Source organism: Streptomyces sp. NPDC046349 (assembly GCF_055587885.1).
The window spans coordinates 313,522-330,247 of record NZ_JBVJFK010000005.1 but is presented as its reverse complement, the minus strand read 5'-3'; the positions used below and the strand labels follow the sequence as shown (position 1 = coordinate 330,247).

At 69.5% G+C, this 16,726-nt stretch carries 11 protein-coding genes; 5 read left to right on the top strand and 6 right to left on the bottom strand.

Annotation, left to right across the window (positions count from 1 at the left end; translation table 11 throughout):
* Positions 1–51: 51 nt before the first annotated feature.
* From ACZ6JS_RS14535 to ACZ6JS_RS14520, 4 genes are all read right to left on the bottom strand, one after another.
* On the bottom strand, positions 52–1,659 hold the full coding sequence (locus ACZ6JS_RS14535; protein WP_469297927.1) for a glycerol-3-phosphate dehydrogenase/oxidase: 1,608 nt from the start codon (positions 1,657–1,659) through the stop codon (positions 52–54).
* A 41-nt stretch (positions 1,660–1,700) separates the two neighbouring features.
* Positions 1,701–3,227 (bottom strand): glycerol kinase GlpK, encoded by a 1,527-nt coding sequence (glpK, locus tag ACZ6JS_RS14530; protein ID WP_469297926.1) that lies wholly within the window; start codon positions 3,225–3,227, stop codon positions 1,701–1,703.
* A 79-nt stretch (positions 3,228–3,306) separates the two neighbouring features.
* Entirely contained in the window at positions 3,307–4,089 is a 783-nt protein-coding gene (locus ACZ6JS_RS14525) for an MIP/aquaporin family protein (protein ID WP_469297925.1), read from the bottom strand.
* A 314-nt stretch (positions 4,090–4,403) separates the two neighbouring features.
* A complete protein-coding gene (locus tag ACZ6JS_RS14520; protein WP_469297924.1) occupies positions 4,404–5,171 on the bottom strand; it encodes an IclR family transcriptional regulator in 768 nt (255 codons plus the stop codon).
* A gap of 274 nt (positions 5,172–5,445) precedes the next feature.
* On the opposite strand from ACZ6JS_RS14520, the gene metH reads away from it, so the two are divergent.
* The 4 genes from metH to ACZ6JS_RS14500 all read left to right on the top strand — a co-directional run bounded on the left by metH (position 5,446) and on the right by ACZ6JS_RS14500 (position 13,642).
* Positions 5,446–8,967 carry a methionine synthase gene (metH, locus tag ACZ6JS_RS14515; RefSeq protein ID WP_469297923.1) on the top strand — a complete coding sequence of 1,174 codons (3,522 nt, stop codon included), beginning with the start codon at positions 5,446–5,448 and terminating at the stop codon, positions 8,965–8,967.
* A gap of 112 nt (positions 8,968–9,079) precedes the next feature.
* Positions 9,080–9,781, top strand: coding sequence for an HAD family hydrolase (locus tag ACZ6JS_RS14510; protein ID WP_469297922.1), 702 nt, complete (start codon positions 9,080–9,082; stop codon positions 9,779–9,781).
* 601 nt (positions 9,782–10,382) lie between these two features.
* Positions 10,383–11,987 carry an ABC transporter substrate-binding protein gene (locus ACZ6JS_RS14505; RefSeq protein ID WP_469297921.1) on the top strand — a complete coding sequence of 535 codons (1,605 nt, stop codon included), beginning with the start codon at positions 10,383–10,385 and terminating at the stop codon, positions 11,985–11,987.
* 71 nt (positions 11,988–12,058) lie between these two features.
* Positions 12,059–13,642 (top strand): ABC transporter substrate-binding protein, encoded by a 1,584-nt coding sequence (locus tag ACZ6JS_RS14500; RefSeq protein ID WP_469297920.1) that lies wholly within the window; start codon positions 12,059–12,061, stop codon positions 13,640–13,642.
* 102 nt (positions 13,643–13,744) lie between these two features.
* Here the strand turns inward: ACZ6JS_RS14500 and ACZ6JS_RS14495 are convergent, their stop codons facing one another.
* Positions 13,745–14,416, bottom strand: coding sequence for a response regulator (locus ACZ6JS_RS14495; RefSeq protein WP_469297919.1), 672 nt, complete (start codon positions 14,414–14,416; stop codon positions 13,745–13,747).
* A gap of 64 nt (positions 14,417–14,480) precedes the next feature.
* Positions 14,481–15,371, bottom strand: a complete 891-nt coding sequence (locus tag ACZ6JS_RS14490; RefSeq protein WP_469297918.1) for a RecB family exonuclease — start codon at positions 15,369–15,371, stop codon at positions 14,481–14,483.
* 68 nt (positions 15,372–15,439) lie between these two features.
* On the opposite strand from ACZ6JS_RS14490, the gene ACZ6JS_RS14485 reads away from it, so the two are divergent.
* A complete protein-coding gene (locus ACZ6JS_RS14485; RefSeq protein WP_469297917.1) occupies positions 15,440–16,726 on the top strand; it encodes a site-2 protease family protein in 1,287 nt (428 codons plus the stop codon).

Genomic DNA, 16,726 nt, shown 5'->3' with positions numbered 1-16,726 from the left:
CAGAGGGGCGGTTCCCCTCGGAACCGCCCCTCTTCCCCACCTGCGTGAGAGCTATGCCTTGCGGGCCAGCATCTCCTCGACCCGGGCCTTCACGGAGTCGTCGTCCAGGCCGCGGATCGTCACCGTCGTGCGGCGGCGCAGCACGTCGTCGACCGTCTCGGCCCACTCGTTGTCCCGGGCGTAGGCGACCTGCGCCCAGATCTCCGGACCGTCCGGGTGGATGCGCTCGGCCAGCGCCGGGTCCTCGTTCGCGAGGCGTGCGATGTCGAAGGCCAGGGAGCCGTAGTGCGAGGCCAGGTGGCGCGCGGTCAGCGGGTCCATGCGGGTGCCGGGCTCACGGTCCACCAGCAGACGGTGCGCGACCGCGTTCGGGTTGGCGACACCCGGCAGCGCGATCCGGCGCACCAGCGACTTCACCGGCTCCATGTCCTCGGTCAGCGGGCTGCCCGGGAGCTTGGCCAGCTTGTCCATGACGACACGGCCGATGTGGCGGTAGGTGGTCCACTTGCCGCCGGCGACCGAGAGCATGCCGCCCGCGCCCTCGGAGACCACGGTCTCGCGCTTGGCCTTCTCCACGCCGCCGGGGCCGCCGGGCAGTACGCGCAGGCCGGCGAAGGCGTACGTCATCAGCGAGCGGTCGAGGTCGGCGTCCTTCACCGAGAAGGCCGCCTCGTCCAGGATCTGCTGGATGTCGGACTCGGTGGCGCGCACGTCCGCCGGGTCGCCCTCGTACACCTCGTCGGTGGTGCCGAGCAGCAGCTGGTCCTCCCACGGGAGGGCGAAGGTGATGCGGTACTTGTCGATCGGGGTGGCCATGGCGGCCTTCCACGGCGACTTGCGCTTCATGACGATGTGCGCGCCCTTGGAGAGGCGGATCGACGGCATCGAGTGCTTGTCCTCCATGCGCCGCAGGTGGTCCACCCACGGGCCGGTGGCGTTGAGCACGACGCGGGCGTCGATTCCGAACTCGGTGCCGTCCAGGCGGTCCTTGAGCTCGGCGCCGGTGACCCGGCCGTGGGTCTTGCGCAGGCCGGTGACCTCGGCGTGGTTGAGGACGACCGCGCCCGACTCGACGGCAGCGCGGACCGTCATGACGGCGACGCGGGAGTCGTTCATCTGGTGGTCGTAGTAGACCGCGACGGCCTTGAGGTTGTCGGTCTTCAGGCCGGGGTTGTCGGCGACGGCACGGGCCGGGGATATGACCTTGCCCATGCCGTCGCCGAAGGCCGAGAGGGCGGAGTAGGCGAAGACGCCCGCGCCCAGCTTGGCCGCACCCACCGGACCGCCCTTGTAGACCGGCAGGTAGAAGGTGAGCGGGTTGACCAGGTGCGGGGCCACGTCCTTGGCCAGCACCCGACGCTCGTGGTGGTTCTCCGCGACCAGCTTGACCGCGCCGGTCTGCAGGTAGCGCAGGCCGCCGTGGACGAGCTTGGAGGAGGCCGAGGAGGTGGCGCCGGCGAAGTCGCCGGCGTCCACCATGGCAACCCGCAGACCCGACTGCGCGGCGTGCCAGGCCACCGAGGTGCCCAGGATTCCACCGCCGATGACCAGCAGGTCGTACGTGGCCTTCGCCAGCTGCTCGCGGGTCTCGGCACGGCTCGCGTTCGCGCCGGCGGTCGGGTGCGTACCCAGGGCGGGGACGCTCTGCAGGGTGCTCATATCTCTTTCAGCTCCTCGTCGATTGACTCAGCTGGTGCGGATCAGCTGGCGTCTTCGTCGTCGACCCAGCCCATGGACCGCTCGACGGCCTTGAGCCAGCTCTTGTACTCGCGCTCCCGCTGCTCGGCGGGCATCCGCGGGGTCCACTCCGCCGCGCGGCGCCAGTTGGCGCGCAGGGCGTCGGTGTCGGGCCAGAAGCCGACGGCCAGGCCGGCGGCGTAGGCGGCGCCGAGGCAGGTGGTCTCGGCGACCATCGGGCGCACCACGGGAGCGTCCAGGAAGTCCGAGAGCGTCTGCATCAGCAGGTTGTTGGAGGTCATGCCGCCGTCGACCTTCAGGGCGGCGAGTTCGACGCCCGAGTCCTTGGTCATGGCGTCGGTGATCTCACGGGTCTGCCAGGCGGTGGCCTCCAGAACGGCACGGGCGATGTGCGCCTTGGTGACGTACCGGGTGAGGCCGGCGATCACACCGCGGGCGTCGGAGCGCCAGTACGGGGCGAACAGGCCGGAGAAGGCCGGCACGAAGTAGGCGCCGCCGTTGTCCTCCACGGAGGAGGCCAGGGTCTCGATCTCGGCCGCGGACTTGATCAGGCCCATCTGGTCGCGCATCCACTGGACGAGCGAGCCGGTGACGGCGATGGAGCCCTCGAGGGCGTAGACCGGCTTCTGGTCGCCGATCTGGTAGCCGACCGTGGTCAGCAGGCCGCTGTAGGAGTTGATGATCTTGTCGCCGGTGTTCATGAGCATGAACGTTCCGGTGCCGTACGTGGACTTGGCCTCGCCCTCGGCGAAACAGGTCTGGCCGAACAGCGCGGCCTGCTGGTCGCCGAGCGCCGAGGCGACCGGGACACCGGCGAGGACGCCGTCCTTGACGTGGCCGTAGATTTCGGCGGAGGACTTGATCTCCGGGAGCACGTTGAGCGGGACGCCCATCGACTCCGCGATCTTCTCGTCCCACGCCAGCGTGTGCAGGTTCATCAGCATGGTGCGCGAGGCGTTGGTGACGTCCGTGACGTGCGCACCGCCCTCGGCGCCACCGGTGAGGTTCCAGATGACCCAGGAGTCCATGGTGCCGAAGAGGATGTCGCCGGCCTCGGCGCGCTCGCGCAGGCCCTCGACGTTGTCGAGCAGCCAGCGGACCTTCGGGCCCGCGAAGTAGCTCGCCAGCGGCAGGCCGGTCTCGCGGCGGAAGCGGTCCTGGCCGACGTTGCGGCCGAGCTCCTTGCACAGGGCGTCGGTACGGGTGTCCTGCCACACGAGCGCGTTGTGGACGGGCTCGCCGGTGTGGCGGTCCCACAGCAGGGTGGTCTCGCGCTGGTTGGTGATGCCGATCGCCTTGACGTCGGCGGCGGTGATCTCGGCCTTGGCGATCGCCCCGGCGACGACCTCCTGGACGTTGGTCCAGATCTCGGTGGCGTCGTGCTCCACCCAGCCCGGCTTCGGGAAGATCTGCTCGTGCTCCTTCTGGTCGACGGCGACGATGCGGCCGTCGCGGTCGAAGACGATGCAGCGGGAGGAGGTGGTGCCCTGGTCGATCGCGGCGATGAAGGGGCCGGTGCTGCTGGTCATGATGGCTGCTCCTGGCAGGTCTGGTGAGTAGGCGGAATCAGGAGTGCGATGCGGATCTTACGAGCGCGGCAGATGCTGATCAGGCGAACGCGATGTTGTAGAGACCGCCGGCGAGCGCGGCACCGACGAGCGGGCCGACCACCGGGATCCAGGAGTATCCCCAGTCGGAGCCGCCCTTGTTGGGGAGCGGCAGCAGGGCGTGGACTATTCGGGGGCCGAGGTCGCGCACCGGGTTGATGGCGTAGCCGGTCGGGCCGCCCAGCGAGAGGCCGATGCCGACGACCACGAAGGACGTGATCAGGACACCGATGACACCGAGGCCCTTGCCGCCGTCCTGCAGGCCCTGGGTCAGGATCGCCAGGACCAGGACGGCGGTGCCGATGATCTCGGTCGCGAGGTTCTGCACGACGTTGCGGATCTCGGGACCCGTGGAGAAGATGCCGAGCACCGGGCCGGCCACGTCGTGCGGGTGCGGGTCCTCCGGGCCGAGCTTGGCGTCGCGGATGTGCTCGGGATCGGAGAGGTGGGCCCGGAACTGGCCGTAGTAGGTCACCCACATCACCACCGCGCCGAGCATGGCGCCCAGCAGCTGGCCGGCGAAGTAGACGGGCGCGTCGCCCCACTCGCCGGTCTTGACGGCGAGGCCGACGGTGACCGCCGGGTTGAGGTGCGCACCGGAGAGCGGCGCGGACACGTAGGCCGCGATCAGTACGGCGAAGCCCCAGCCGAAGGTGATCGCGAGCCAGCCCGCGTTGCGGGCCTTGGAGCTCTTGAGTGTCACGGCGGCGCAGACGCCACCGCCGAGCAGGGTGAGCAGGGCGGTACCGATGGTCTCGCCGATGAAGATGTCGGAGCTGGACACCCGCGACTCCTTACGTACGTCCAGGGGTGGGCGGAAACCGGGTCCCTCCGGTGGTTCCGCGCACTCGGTGAGTGCTGCACCGGTCCTTGGCCTTGCCGCATCCTAGCGCGTATTGCCGTTAGGTGTTCGACAATGTCGACCGGTGAACGGCAGTTTTCCGCCCAGGTGAAGAATGCGTCAAGGGTCGGCCTGGCCAATGTGTCGGATCGTTACCGGCACGTGCGATCCGCCAAATCCGGCCATCTGAAGGTCGAGATATGGCGAAAAATGGGCAGAAGGGGGCCAGGTGATGGCCGAGGCCTGTTAAAGAGAGGTCAGAACCGGCCTGCGCCGAGATCGCGTGAAACGGAGCGCGCACAGTCGCGCACCGAGGCCACGAGGGCCGCGCGGGGCTCGCCACCCTCGCCGCAGACCCGTTCCACGGCGCCCGCCACCGCCACCGCGCCCACCGGCATCCGGCGCCGGTCGTGGATCGGGGCCGCCACCGAGGCGACGCCCTCCCACGTCTCCTCGACGTCCGCGGCCCACCCGCGCGCCCGGGTCAGGCCCAGGACCTCTTCGAAGCCGATCGCGTCGGTGACCGTACGGGGGGTGAAGGCATCGCGCTCCACCTCCAGCGCCTGGGTGTGCGCGACCGGGTCGTACGCCGACAGCACCTTGCCCAGCGCGGTCGAGTGCAGCGGCTGCATGGCCCCGACCTCCAGCACCTGGCGGCTGTCGTCGGGCCGGAACACGTGGTGCATGATCAGCACCCCGCTCTGGTGCAACACGCCCACGTACACGCTCTCGCCGCTCGCCCGGGCCAGGTCGTCGGTCCACACCAGGGCGCGGGCGCGCAGCTCGTGGACGTCGAGATAGCTGTTGCCCAGCCGCAGCAGCTCCGCGCCCAGCTGGTAGCGGCCGGAGGCCGGGTCCTGCTCCACGAAGCCCTCTGCCTGCAGGGTGCGCAGGATGCCGTGGGCCGTGCCCTTGGCCAGACCCAGCGACGAGGCCACGTCGGAGAGCCCCAGCCGGCGCTCTCCGCCCGCCAGGAGTCGCAGCATCGCAGCGGCTCGTTCGAGCGACTGGATGTTCCGTGCCATCGCGCAGCCTCCTGCTGACCTTCGTTACTACTGACCATCTTGACGCGGTTCGACAATGCTGAACAGTATCGGTCGATGTCGACCTCGCGCACCGTCGGAGATCTGTTCGCCGTACGGTCACCGGGACACCCCTGACAAGTTCCCGCCACAGAATGCAGTCCGCCACGTGGGACACCCACACCGGGGCCGGTGCCTCGCGGTTACCCTGGCCGCGTGCACCCCTGACACAGCGGGGGTGCAAAGCCGACAGCCGTCGCATCCCAGGGAGCACTCCATGGCCTCGTTGCCGAACCCGCCCGCCGATACCCAGACCCGGGCCGACGCCCTCCGGGAGGCGCTCGCGACCCGCGTGGTCGTCGCCGACGGAGCCATGGGAACGATGCTCCAGGCGCAGGACCCCACCCTCGACGACTTCCAGCAGCTCGAGGGCTGCAACGAGGTCCTCAACATCACCCGCCCCGACATCGTCCGCACGGTGCACGAGGCGTACTTCTCGGTGGGCGTGGACTGCGTCGAGACCAACACCTTCGGCGCGAACCACGCGGCCCTCGCCGAGTACGACATCGCCGAACGCAACTTCGAGCTCTCCGAGGCGGGCGCCCGCATCGCCCGCGAGGCCGCCGACTCCTTCACCGCCTCCACCGGACAGCAGCGCTGGGTCCTCGGCTCCATGGGCCCCGGCACCAAGCTGCCCACGCTCGGCCACATCACCTACGCGCAGATCCGCGACGCCTACCAGACCAACGCCGAGGGCCTGCTCGCCGGCGGCTCCGACGCGCTGCTCGTCGAGACCACCCAGGACCTCCTGCAGACCAAGTCCTCCATCATCGGCGCCCGCCGCGCCATGGAGGCGCTCGGCGTCAGCGTCCCACTGATCTGCTCCGTCACCGTCGAGACCACCGGCACCATGCTGCTGGGCTCCGAGATCGGAGCGGCCCTGACCGCGCTGGAGCCCCTCGGCATCGACATGATCGGCCTGAACTGTGCCACCGGTCCCGCCGAGATGAGCGAGCACCTGCGCTACCTCGCGCGCAACGCCCGCATCCCGCTCTCCTGCATGCCCAACGCCGGCCTGCCCGTCCTGACCAAGGGCGGCGCGCACTACCCGCTGACCGCCGCCGAGCTCGCCGACGCCCAGGAGACCTTCGTCCGCGAGTACGGCCTCTCCCTCGTCGGCGGCTGCTGCGGCACCACCCCCGAGCACCTGCGCCAGGTCGTCGAGCGGGTCCGGGGCACGGCCGTCGTCCAGCGCGACCCCCGGCCCGAGCCCGGCGCCGCCTCGCTCTACCAGACGGTCCCCTTCCGCCAGGACACCTCGTACATGGCGATCGGCGAGCGCACCAATGCCAACGGCTCCAAGAAGTTCCGCGAGGCCATGCTGGAGGGCCGCTGGGACGACTGCGTCGAGATGGCCCGTGACCAGATCCGCGAGGGCGCGCACATGCTCGACCTCTGCGTGGACTACGTCGGCCGCGACGGCGTCGCCGACATGGAGGAGCTCGCCGGCCGCTTCGCCACCGCCTCCACCCTGCCGATCGTCCTGGACTCCACCGAGGTCCCCGTCATCAAGGCGGGCCTGGAGAAGCTCGGCGGCCGCGCCGTCATCAACTCGGTGAACTACGAGGACGGCGACGGCCCCGAGTCCCGCTTCGCCAAGGTCACCCGGCTGGCCCAGGAGCACGGCGCCGCGCTCATCGCGCTGACCATCGACGAGGAGGGCCAGGCCCGCACCGTCGAGCACAAGGTCGCCATCGCCGAACGCCTCATCGAGGACCTGACGGCCAACTGGGGCATCCGCGAGTCGGACATCCTCATCGACACGCTGACCTTCACCATCTGCACCGGCCAGGAGGAGTCCCGCCGCGACGGCATCGCCACGATCGAGTCGATCCGCGAGCTCAAGCGCCGCCACCCCGACGTGCAGACCACGCTGGGCCTGTCTAACATCTCCTTCGGCCTGAACCCGGCCGCCCGCGTCCTGCTGAACTCGGTCTTCCTCGACGAGTGCGTCAAGGCCGGCCTCGACTCGGCCATCGTGCACGCCTCCAAGATCCTGCCGATCGCCCGGTTCGACGAGGAGCAGGTGTCCACCGCCCTCGACCTGATCTACGACCGGCGCACCGAGGACTACGACCCGCTGCAGAAGCTGATGGCCCTCTTCGAGGGCGTCAACACCAAGTCCCTGAAGGCCGGCCGCGCCGAGGAACTCCTCGCCCTGCCCCTGGACGAGCGCTTGCAGCGCCGCATCATCGACGGCGAGAAGAACGGCCTGGAGGCCGACCTCGACGAGGCCCTCCGGACCCGCCCCGCCCTCGACATCGTCAACGACACCCTCCTGGAGGGCATGAAGGTCGTCGGCGAGCTCTTCGGCTCCGGCCAGATGCAGCTGCCCTTCGTCCTGCAGTCCGCCGAGGTCATGAAGTCGGCCGTGGCCTACCTCGAACCGCACATGGAGAAGACGGACGACGAGGGCAAGGGCACCATCGTCCTGGCCACCGTCCGCGGCGACGTCCACGACATCGGCAAGAACCTCGTCGACATCATCCTCACCAACAACGGCTACAACGTCGTCAACATCGGCATCAAGCAGCCCGTCTCCGCGATCCTCGAAGCCGCCCAGGAGCACAAGGCCGACGTCATCGGCATGTCCGGCCTGCTCGTGAAGTCGACCGTGATCATGAAGGAGAACCTGGAGGAGCTGAACCAGCGCAAGCTGGCCGCCGACTACCCGGTGATCCTCGGCGGCGCCGCCCTCACCCGCGCCTACGTCGAACAGGACCTCCACGAGATCTACGAGGGCGAGGTCCGCTACGCCCGGGACGCCTTCGAGGGCCTGCGCCTCATGGACGCCCTCATCGCCGTCAAGCGCGGCGTGCCGGGCGCCACCCTGCCCGAGCTCAAGCAGCGCCGCGTCGCCAAGCGCGCTGCGACACCGGGGAGCCCCGCCCTGGTGGAGGAGCCGGAGGAGCCGGGCGGCCGCTCCGACGTGTCCGTCGACAACCCGGTCCCCACCCCGCCGTTCTGGGGCACCCGGGTGGTCAAGGGCATCCCGCTCAAGGACTACGCCTCCTGGCTGGACGAGGGCGCCCTCTTCAAGGGCCAGTGGGGTCTCAAGCAGGCCCGCGCCGGCGGTGCCACGTACGAGGAGCTCGTCGAGAGCGAGGGCCGCCCACGCCTGCGCGGCCTGCTGGAGAAGCTGCACACCGAGAACCTGCTCGAGGCGGCTGTCGTCTACGGCTACTTCCCCTGCGTCTCCAAGGGCGAGGACCTGATCATCCTCGACGACGCCGGCAACGAGCGGACCCGCTTCACCTTCCCGCGCCAGCGCCGCGGCCGCCGCCTGTGCCTCGCGGACTTCTTCCGCCCGGAGGAGTCCGGTGAGACCGATGTCGTCGGCCTGCAGGTCGTCACCGTCGGCTCGAAGATCGGCGAGGCGACGGCCAAGCTGTTCGAGTCCGACGCCTACCGCGAGTACCTGGAACTGCACGGCCTGTCGGTCCAGCTCGCCGAGGCCATGGCCGAGTACTGGCACGCCCGCGTCCGCGCCGAGCTCGGATTCGGCGGTGAGGACCCGGCGAAGGTCGAGGACATGTTCGACCTCAAGTACCGCGGTGCGCGCTTCTCCCTCGGCTACGGCGCCTGCCCCGACCTGGAGGACCGCGCGAAGATCGCCGACCTCCTCCAGCCGGAGCGGATCGGCGTCCACCTCTCGGAGGAGTTCCAGCTCCATCCGGAGCAGTCGACCGACGCGATCGTGATCCACCACCCCGAAGCGAAGTATTTCAACGCACGCTGAGCTCCGCCGACGTACACTTGTCGGTCCCATACAGGCCGGTCGCCTGTTCCGAGGGGTGGTATGCCCCGAGGAAGAGGTGACCGGCCTTCTCGTCCTTCGGAGAGGCATGCGCATGACGAGCACCGTTCCCGCCCCGGTCACCCGTACGGCCGACGGCTCGGCCCTGCAGGCGGTGCTGCTCGACATGGACGGCACCCTGGTGGACACCGAGGGCTTCTGGTGGGAGATCGAGGCGGAGATCTTCCGCGAACTCGGGCACCGGCTCGAGGACGCCTGGCGCCACGAGGTCGTCGGGGGTCCCATGACCCGCAGCGCCGGCTTCCTGATCGAGGCCACCGGGGCAGCCATCACCATCGCCGAGCTGAGCGTCCTGCTCAACGAGCGCTTCGAGGCCCGCATCGCCGACCAGGTGCCCCTGATGCCCGGCGCCGAGCGGCTGCTCAGCGAGCTGGCCCGGCACAACGTGCCCACCGCACTCGTCTCCGCCTCCCACCGCCGCGTCATCGACCAGGTCCTGCTCACCCTCGGCCGCGACCGCTTCACGCTGACGGTCGCCGGCGACGAGGTCGCCCGTACGAAGCCGCACCCCGACCCGTACCTGCTCGCCGCGCGGACCCTGGGCGCGCATCCCTCGCGGTGCGCGGTCATCGAGGACACCCGCACCGGTGTGGCGGCCGCGGAGGCCGCCGGGTGCCGGGTGGTGGCCGTCCCCTCGGTCGGCGTGATCGAACCGGCCCCGGGGCGTACGGTCGTCCGCTCGCTGGAGGACGTCGACCTCGCGTTCCTGCGCTCGCTCATCGCCCCCATGAACTGAGAGTGACGGCCGGCCCGGGCCGATGCCCGGTCCGCCCCGTTCCGGCGGCGCGCCCCACCCAACTGGACACATCGCCATGCAGTGCCCTACATCGGTATGCATCGCCACTCACCGGAACCCCTTGAATACGCTCCGTACCGAACGGAACCCGGTCTAGCGGCGTCCTGACGGAAGGATCTTCCGTCGCAGGCCCTGGAGGCTGAAATTCCATCCCCTCGGAGGTCGTCGCACAGGGTGACCTTGGTCACGCGTCACGCCTCCGACGGGCCTGTCGGGAAGCCCCTGCGGGTTCCAATGTGTCCCCATTGATCAGCCCCTGACCGAATCTGCGCAGCCCTGCCTGTGAACAGGCAGTTCGCTCCGATCACGGTGCGATTACGCACCAAGTCCGGCCAGTTCCAGCCATCCCGCCACGGACCACTAGTGTCGAGCCGGGCACTGCGCCGCACCCAGCCGCGTCCCGGACACACACCCCTGTGCCGGACCGCGTGGACCGATCGTCACACCACCGGCCCGATCGTTCCGCCCTGACCGGGCGACCGCCGCGAAGTGCCCTTCACACCGCTTTGAGCAAGTGCCGGTTACAGGGAGTACTTCCAGCATGAACCGCAAGACCATGGTGCTGACGGCCGCGGCCGGACTGCTCACCCCCGCGCTGGCCGCATGCGGCACCGCGAGTGGCGGAGGAGCAGGATCCGCGGCGATCGTCGTCGGGACCACCGACCGGTTCGAGGCCGCAGACTTCGCTCCCGCCCCCTTCGACCCCGCCTACGCCTACGACGCCGGCGCCTGGAACATCCTGCGCCAGACCGTCCAGACGCTGATGCACACCCCGCGCGGCGGCGGCCAGCCCGTCCCCGAGGCGGCCTCCGCGTGCCGCTTCACCGACTCCGGCAACGAAAGCTACCGCTGCACCCTGCGCCCCGGCCTGAAGTTCGCCAACGGCGACCCGCTCACCGCCAAGGACGTCAAGTTCTCCATCGACCGGGTCCGCGCCATCAAGGACGAGAACGGACCCTCCTCGCTGCTCTCCACCCTCGACAACGTCGAGGTCAAGGGCGAGGACACGGTCGTCTTCCACCTGAAGACACCCGACGCGACCTTCCCCTTCAAGCTCTCCACCCCTGCCGCCGGCATCGTCAGCGAGAAGAACTACGACGCCAGGAAGCTCCGCGAGGGCTTCGAGGTGGACGGCTCCGGGCCCTACACCATGAAGGCCGAGGTCAAGGAGAACCGCCTCGTCCGCGCCGTCTTCAGCAAGAACCCCCACTACAAGGGCGACATCAAGCTGCAGAACGACAAGGTCGAGCTGCGCACCTACGCCGACTCCACCGCCATGGGCAAGGCCCTCACCGACGGGAAGATCCACATGGTCTCCCGCACGCTGTCGCCCGCCCAGATCACCGAGCTCAGCGCCAACCCGCCCAAGGGCGTCAAGCTGGTCCCGATGCCGGGCCTGGAGATCCGCTACATCGGCTTCAACACCGACGCGCCCGTCGTCAAGGACAAGGCGGTGCGCCAGGCGCTCGCCGCCGCCGTCGACCGCGGCGCGCTGATCTCCAAGGTCTACGGCAAGTCCGCCCAGCCGCTCCACTCGCTGGTCCCCACCGGCGTGACCGGCCACGTCAACTCCTTCTACAACAAGTACGGCGACGGCAACACGCCCAAGGCCGCCGCGCTGCTGAAGGAGGCCGGGATCAAGACCCCGGTCAAGCTGACGCTGCACTACACCAACGACCACTACGGCGACGGCACGGCGGCCGAGTTCGAGGCCCTCAAGGCCCAGCTCAATGCCACCCAGCTGTTCGACATCACCGTCCAGGGCAGCGAATGGGCGGACTTCCGCCCCGCGCAGAAGAAGGGCGACCACGCCGCCTACGGGCTCGGCTGGTTCCCCGACTACCCGGACGCCGACAACTTCCTCGCCCCGTTCCTGGAGCAGGACAACTTCCTGGGCACGCCGTACGCCAACAACGCGGTGCGCACCAGGCTCCTCCCCGAATCCCGGCGGGCGGTCGACCGCAACGTCGCCGCCCCCGCGATCACGGAGATGCAGGACATCGTCGCCGAGGACGTACCCGTCCTGCCCCTGTGGCAGGGCAAGCAGTACGTCGCCGCACGCGACGGGATCACCGGAGTGGAGTGGTCGGTCAACGCCATCTCCGACCTCCAGTTGTGGGAGCTCGGCCGCGGCGTAAGCGGCTGAGCAAGGCAAAGACCGGCAGCGGATGTCGCGGGCCGGAGCAACGAAACAGTTCGACTGTGAAGGACGTTCGCGTGAATCGACGTAACCAGTGGCTGGCGGCCCCGCTCGGCGCAGCCACCGCCGCCGCGCTGCTCAGCGGTTGCGGTTCGACCGATGGCTCCAATGCCGGCAGCGGCAAGGGCGTGGTCATGGGCATATCCGACAAGGTGAAGTCCACCGACCCGGCCTCCGGCTACGACCCGGGCTCCTGGCTGCTCTTCAACAACGTCTTCCAGTCGCTGCTGAGCTTCCCCAAGGGCGGAACCACCCCCGAGCCCGACGCGGCCCAGAGCTGCGGCTTCGAAGGCGGCGACAGCAAGCTCTTCAAGTGCACGCTCAAGCCCGACCTGAAGTTCAGCAACGGCCACGAACTCACCTCCAAGGACGTCAAGTACTCCTTCGAGCGCACGCTGAAGATCAACGACGAGAACGGCCCCGCCGTCATGCTCGCCTCGATCGCCGGCATCGACGCCCCCGACGAGAAGACCGTCGTCTTCCGCCTGAAGAACTCCGACGCCACCTTCCCGAGCAAGATCGCCTCGGGTGCGGGCTCCATCGTCGACCACCGCGAGTACCCGGCCGACAAGCTCCGCACCGACAACAAGGCCGTCGGCTCCGGCGTCTACAAGCTCGACTCCTTCAGCGAGAAGAGCGCCAGCTTCTCGGTCAACGAGTCCTACACCGGCAAGGCCAAGGCCAAGAACACCGGTGTCACCCTGAAGTTCTTCAACGGCGACCAGGCCGGCCTCAAGACCGTCCTGGAGAGCGGAGACGTCGACTTCGCCTTCCGCGGCCTCGCCGCCAAGGACATCGCCGCCCTCGCCTCCAGCAAGACCGGCGACGAGAAGGTCGACGTCGTCCAGGGCACGGGTGCCGAGGTCGAGCACATGGTCTTCAACATGAACGACCCGGTCGTCGGCAAGCTCCCCGTCCGCAAGGCCATCGCCTACCTCGTGGACCGCGAAGCCCTCGTCAAGGACGTGTACGCCGGCACCGCCACCGCGCTCTACTCCATCGTCCCGACCGGCATCGCCGGCCACACAACGCCCTTCTTCGACCGCTACGGCGGCACCCCGCAGCCCGAGAAGGCCAAGGCCGTCCTCAAGGCCGCGAACATCACCGGCAAGGTCAAGGTCACCCTCTACTCGACCCCGTCCCGCTACGGCCCCTCCACCGACCAGCAGTTCGAGGTCATCGCCAAGCAGCTCAACGACAGCGGCCTCTTCGAGGCCGACGTCAAGTCCGTCGAGTTCGAGCAGTACGAGCAGGACATCCAGGCCGGCAAGTACGGCATCTACGTCAAGGGCTGGGTCCCCGACTACCCGGACGCCGACAACTTCACCCAGCCGTTCTTCGGCCCGGGCAACGTCCTGAACAACAACTACGACAACAAGGAGATCACCGGGACGATCATCCCGTCGACCTCCGCGAAGTCCGACCGCACCGCGGCCAACACCGACTACAACCGGCTCCAGGACATCGTCGCCGACGAGATCCCGCTCCTCCCGCTCTGGCAGGGCAAGCAGTACGCCGTCACCCGCCAGAACGTGAACGGCCTGCAGTGGTCCCTGGACGCCTCCACGGTCTTCCGCTTCTGGGAGATCAGCAAGGGCTGATCCGGGCCGCCCCCGGACACACTCGGGGCCGTACGCGCGAGCCTTGCCCGCGCGTACGGCCCGTGCCCGTTCCCGGAACAGCTCCGGCCAAGCCGGCCGCCGCTACTGCGCCCCCGGACGCACCAGACCGCTCTCGTACGCGTACACCGCCGCCTGCACCCGGTCCCGCAGCCCCAGCTTCGTCAGGACGTGCCCCACGTGCGTCTTGACCGTCGTCTCGCTCACGAACAGGTCCGCCGCGATCTCCGCGTTCGACAGGCCCCGTGCCACCAGCTTCAACACCTCCACCTCGCGCTCGGTCAACGTCCCCAGCGTGTCCGGGACGCGCTCCTCACCCGACGGCAGGTGCCCCGCGTACTTGTCCAGCAGCCGCCGCGTGATGCTCGGCGCCAGCATCGCCTCGCCCGCCGCCACCACCCTGATCGCCTGCACCAGCTCGCCCGCCGGCGCGTCCTTCAACAGGAACCCGCTCGCACCGGCCCGCAGCGCCTCCACCACGTACTCGTCCAGATCGAACGTCGTCAGCACCAGCACCTTCGCCGGACCGTCCCGGCCCGGACCGGTGATCCGGCGCGTCGCCTCGACACCGTCCATCCGCGGCATCCGGATGTCCATCAGCACCACGTCCGGCTGCAGCGCCCGCACCTGGTCCAACGCCTGCAGGCCGTCCCCGGCCTCGCCGACCACCGCCAGATCCTGCTCCGCCTCCAGGATCATCCGGAAGCCGGTGCGCAACAGTGGCTGGTCATCGACCAGAAGAACGCGGATGGCCACGGGCGATACCTCGTATTCGTCGGACGGCTTCGGCGGACACGCCCATTCTGCCCTGACCCGACGATCAAGAAATCTCCGGACTCCCGGCCGGCCTCGGCACGACCGGCAGCGGGTACACCGGGGGAGTACCGCCGAACTCCGGACACGACGCCTGGTGGTCGCACCAGCCGCACAGCTTGGTCGGCCGAGGCCGCCACTCACCCGTCGCCGTCGCCTCCCGGATGGCCTCCCACAGCGCCAGCAGCTTGCGCTCCACCCGCTCCAGATCCGCCACCACCGGGTCGTACGTCAGCACATCCCCGCTGCCCAGGTACACCAGCTGCAGCCGCCGCGGCACGACCTCCTTCAGCCGCCACACCACCAGCGCGTAGAACTTCATCTGGAACAGCGCGCCCTCGGCGTACTCCGGCCGCGGCGCCTTCCCCGTCTTGTAGTCGACGATCCGCACCTCACCCGTCGGCGCCACGTCCACCCGGTCGATGATCCCGCGCAGCCGCAGCCCCGACTCCAGCTCCGTCTCCACGAAGAACTCCCGCTCCACCGGCTCCAGCCGCGTCGGGTCCTCCAACGTGAACCAGCGCTCCACCAGCGCCTCCGCCTCCGTCAGCCACCGCGCCAGCGCCGCCCCCTCGTCACCCTCCGGGAACAGCCCCGCCAGCTCCGGCCGAGACTCCAGCAACCGGTCCCACTGCCCAGGGACCAGCCCCTTCGCCCGCGGCGCCGTCCGCTCCTGCGCGGGATGATCGAAGAGCCGCTCGAGCACCGCGTGCACCAGCGTCCCCCGCGTGGCCGCCGCACTCGGCTTCTCCGGCAGCCTGTCGATCACCCGGAACCGGTACAGCAGCGGGCACTGCATGAAATCGCTCGCCCGGGAAGGAGAGAGCGAAGAGGGTGCCACAGCACTCGGGCTTGCGGCTTCGGCCGCGCCAGGCACGGCACCGGGGCTCGTCGTCATGCACAAAACCCTACGACCCGCCACGGACAGCACGCGCATACCATCGACGCAAAGCCCCCTCGCACTGCATGATCGGAGCATCACCAGGCGCTCACACACCGCGCCGGACACGACCGGAACCACCCGTGAACCCCAGCACCGAACGAAGGACAGACGTGGCAGACACCGACCAGACCGGCGAGCGCGATAACCGGCGCTCGGGACCGGGCGGCGGACTCCTCATGGGCCGCCCCTTCGGCGTGCCCGTCTACGTCTCACCCAGCTGGTTCCTCGTCGCCGCCCTCATCACCTGGGTCTTCGGAGACCAGCTCGACCGCGTCCTGCCCGACCTCGGACCCGTCCGCTACCTCGTCTCCCTCTTCTTCGCCGTCGCCTTCTACGCCTCCGTCCTCGTCCACGAACTCGCCCACACCGTCGCCGCCCTCCGCTTCAAACTCCCCGTCCGCCGCATCCAGCTCCAGTTCTTCGGCGGAGTCTCCGAGATCGAGAAGGAATCCGAGACACCCGGCCGCGAGTTCGTCCTCGCCTTCGTCGGCCCGCTGCTCTCCCTCCTCCTCGCAGGCGGCTTCTACCTCGGCATGAAGGCCGTCGACCCGGCGACCGTCCCCGGCGTCCTCCTCGCCGGCCTGATGATCTCCAACCTGCTCGTCGCCGCCTTCAACCTGCTCCCCGGCCTCCCCCTCGACGGCGGCCGCATGCTCCGCGCCGTCATCTGGGGCATCACCGGCAAACCCATGGCCGGCACCGTCGCCGCCGCCTGGGTCGGCCGCGCCCTCGCCGTCGCCGTCCTCCTCGGCCTCCCCCTGCTCACCCACACCGGACTCCTCGGCAACCGCACCGAGGAGATCGGCGGCATGGACACCGTCATGGACGCCCTCCTCGCCGCCATCCTGGCCGCCATCATCTGGACCGGAGCCGGCAACAGCCTGCGCATGGCCCGACTGCGCGAACACCTCCCCGAACTGCGCGCCCGCAGCCTCACCCGCCGCGCCATCCCCGTCGAGAACCCCACCCCCCTCAGCGAAGCCCTCCGCCGCGCCAACGAAGCCGGAGCCCGCGCCCTCGTCGTCGTCGACGGCCACGGAGACCCCACCGCCATCGTCCGCGAGAGCGCCATCGCCTCCGTCCCCGAACACCGCCGCCCCTGGGTCGCCGTCAGCACCCTCGCCCAGGACCTCACCGACGGCATGAAGGTTTCCGCGGAACTCACCGGCGAAGAACTCCTCGACCACCTCCGCGCCAACCCCGCCACCGAATACCTCGTCCTCGAATCGGACGGCGCCATCTACGGCGTCCTGTCCACGCTCGACGTCGAGAAGGCCTTCGTGAAGGCCATGGCACGGCCCCAGTCCTGA

What these genes read in the sequence shown, in the direction of transcription:
- glpK (WP_469297926.1), bottom strand. Translation starts at nt 3,227, where the DNA reads ATGACCAGCAGCACCGGCCCCTTCATCGCCGCGATCGACCAGGGCACC.
- ACZ6JS_RS14520 (WP_469297924.1), bottom strand. Translation starts at nt 5,171, where the DNA reads ATGGCACGGAACATCCAGTCGCTCGAACGAGCCGCTGCGATGCTGCGA.
- ACZ6JS_RS14535 (WP_469297927.1), bottom strand. Translation starts at nt 1,659, where the DNA reads ATGAGCACCCTGCAGAGCGTCCCCGCCCTGGGTACGCACCCGACCGCC.
- ACZ6JS_RS14490 (WP_469297918.1), bottom strand. Translation starts at nt 15,371, where the DNA reads ATGACGACGAGCCCCGGTGCCGTGCCTGGCGCGGCCGAAGCCGCAAGC.
- ACZ6JS_RS14510 (WP_469297922.1), top strand. Translation starts at nt 9,080, where the DNA reads ATGACGAGCACCGTTCCCGCCCCGGTCACCCGTACGGCCGACGGCTCG.
- metH (WP_469297923.1), top strand. Translation starts at nt 5,446, where the DNA reads ATGGCCTCGTTGCCGAACCCGCCCGCCGATACCCAGACCCGGGCCGAC.
- ACZ6JS_RS14505 (WP_469297921.1), top strand. Translation starts at nt 10,383, where the DNA reads ATGAACCGCAAGACCATGGTGCTGACGGCCGCGGCCGGACTGCTCACC.
- ACZ6JS_RS14485 (WP_469297917.1), top strand. Translation starts at nt 15,440, where the DNA reads ATGATCGGAGCATCACCAGGCGCTCACACACCGCGCCGGACACGACCG.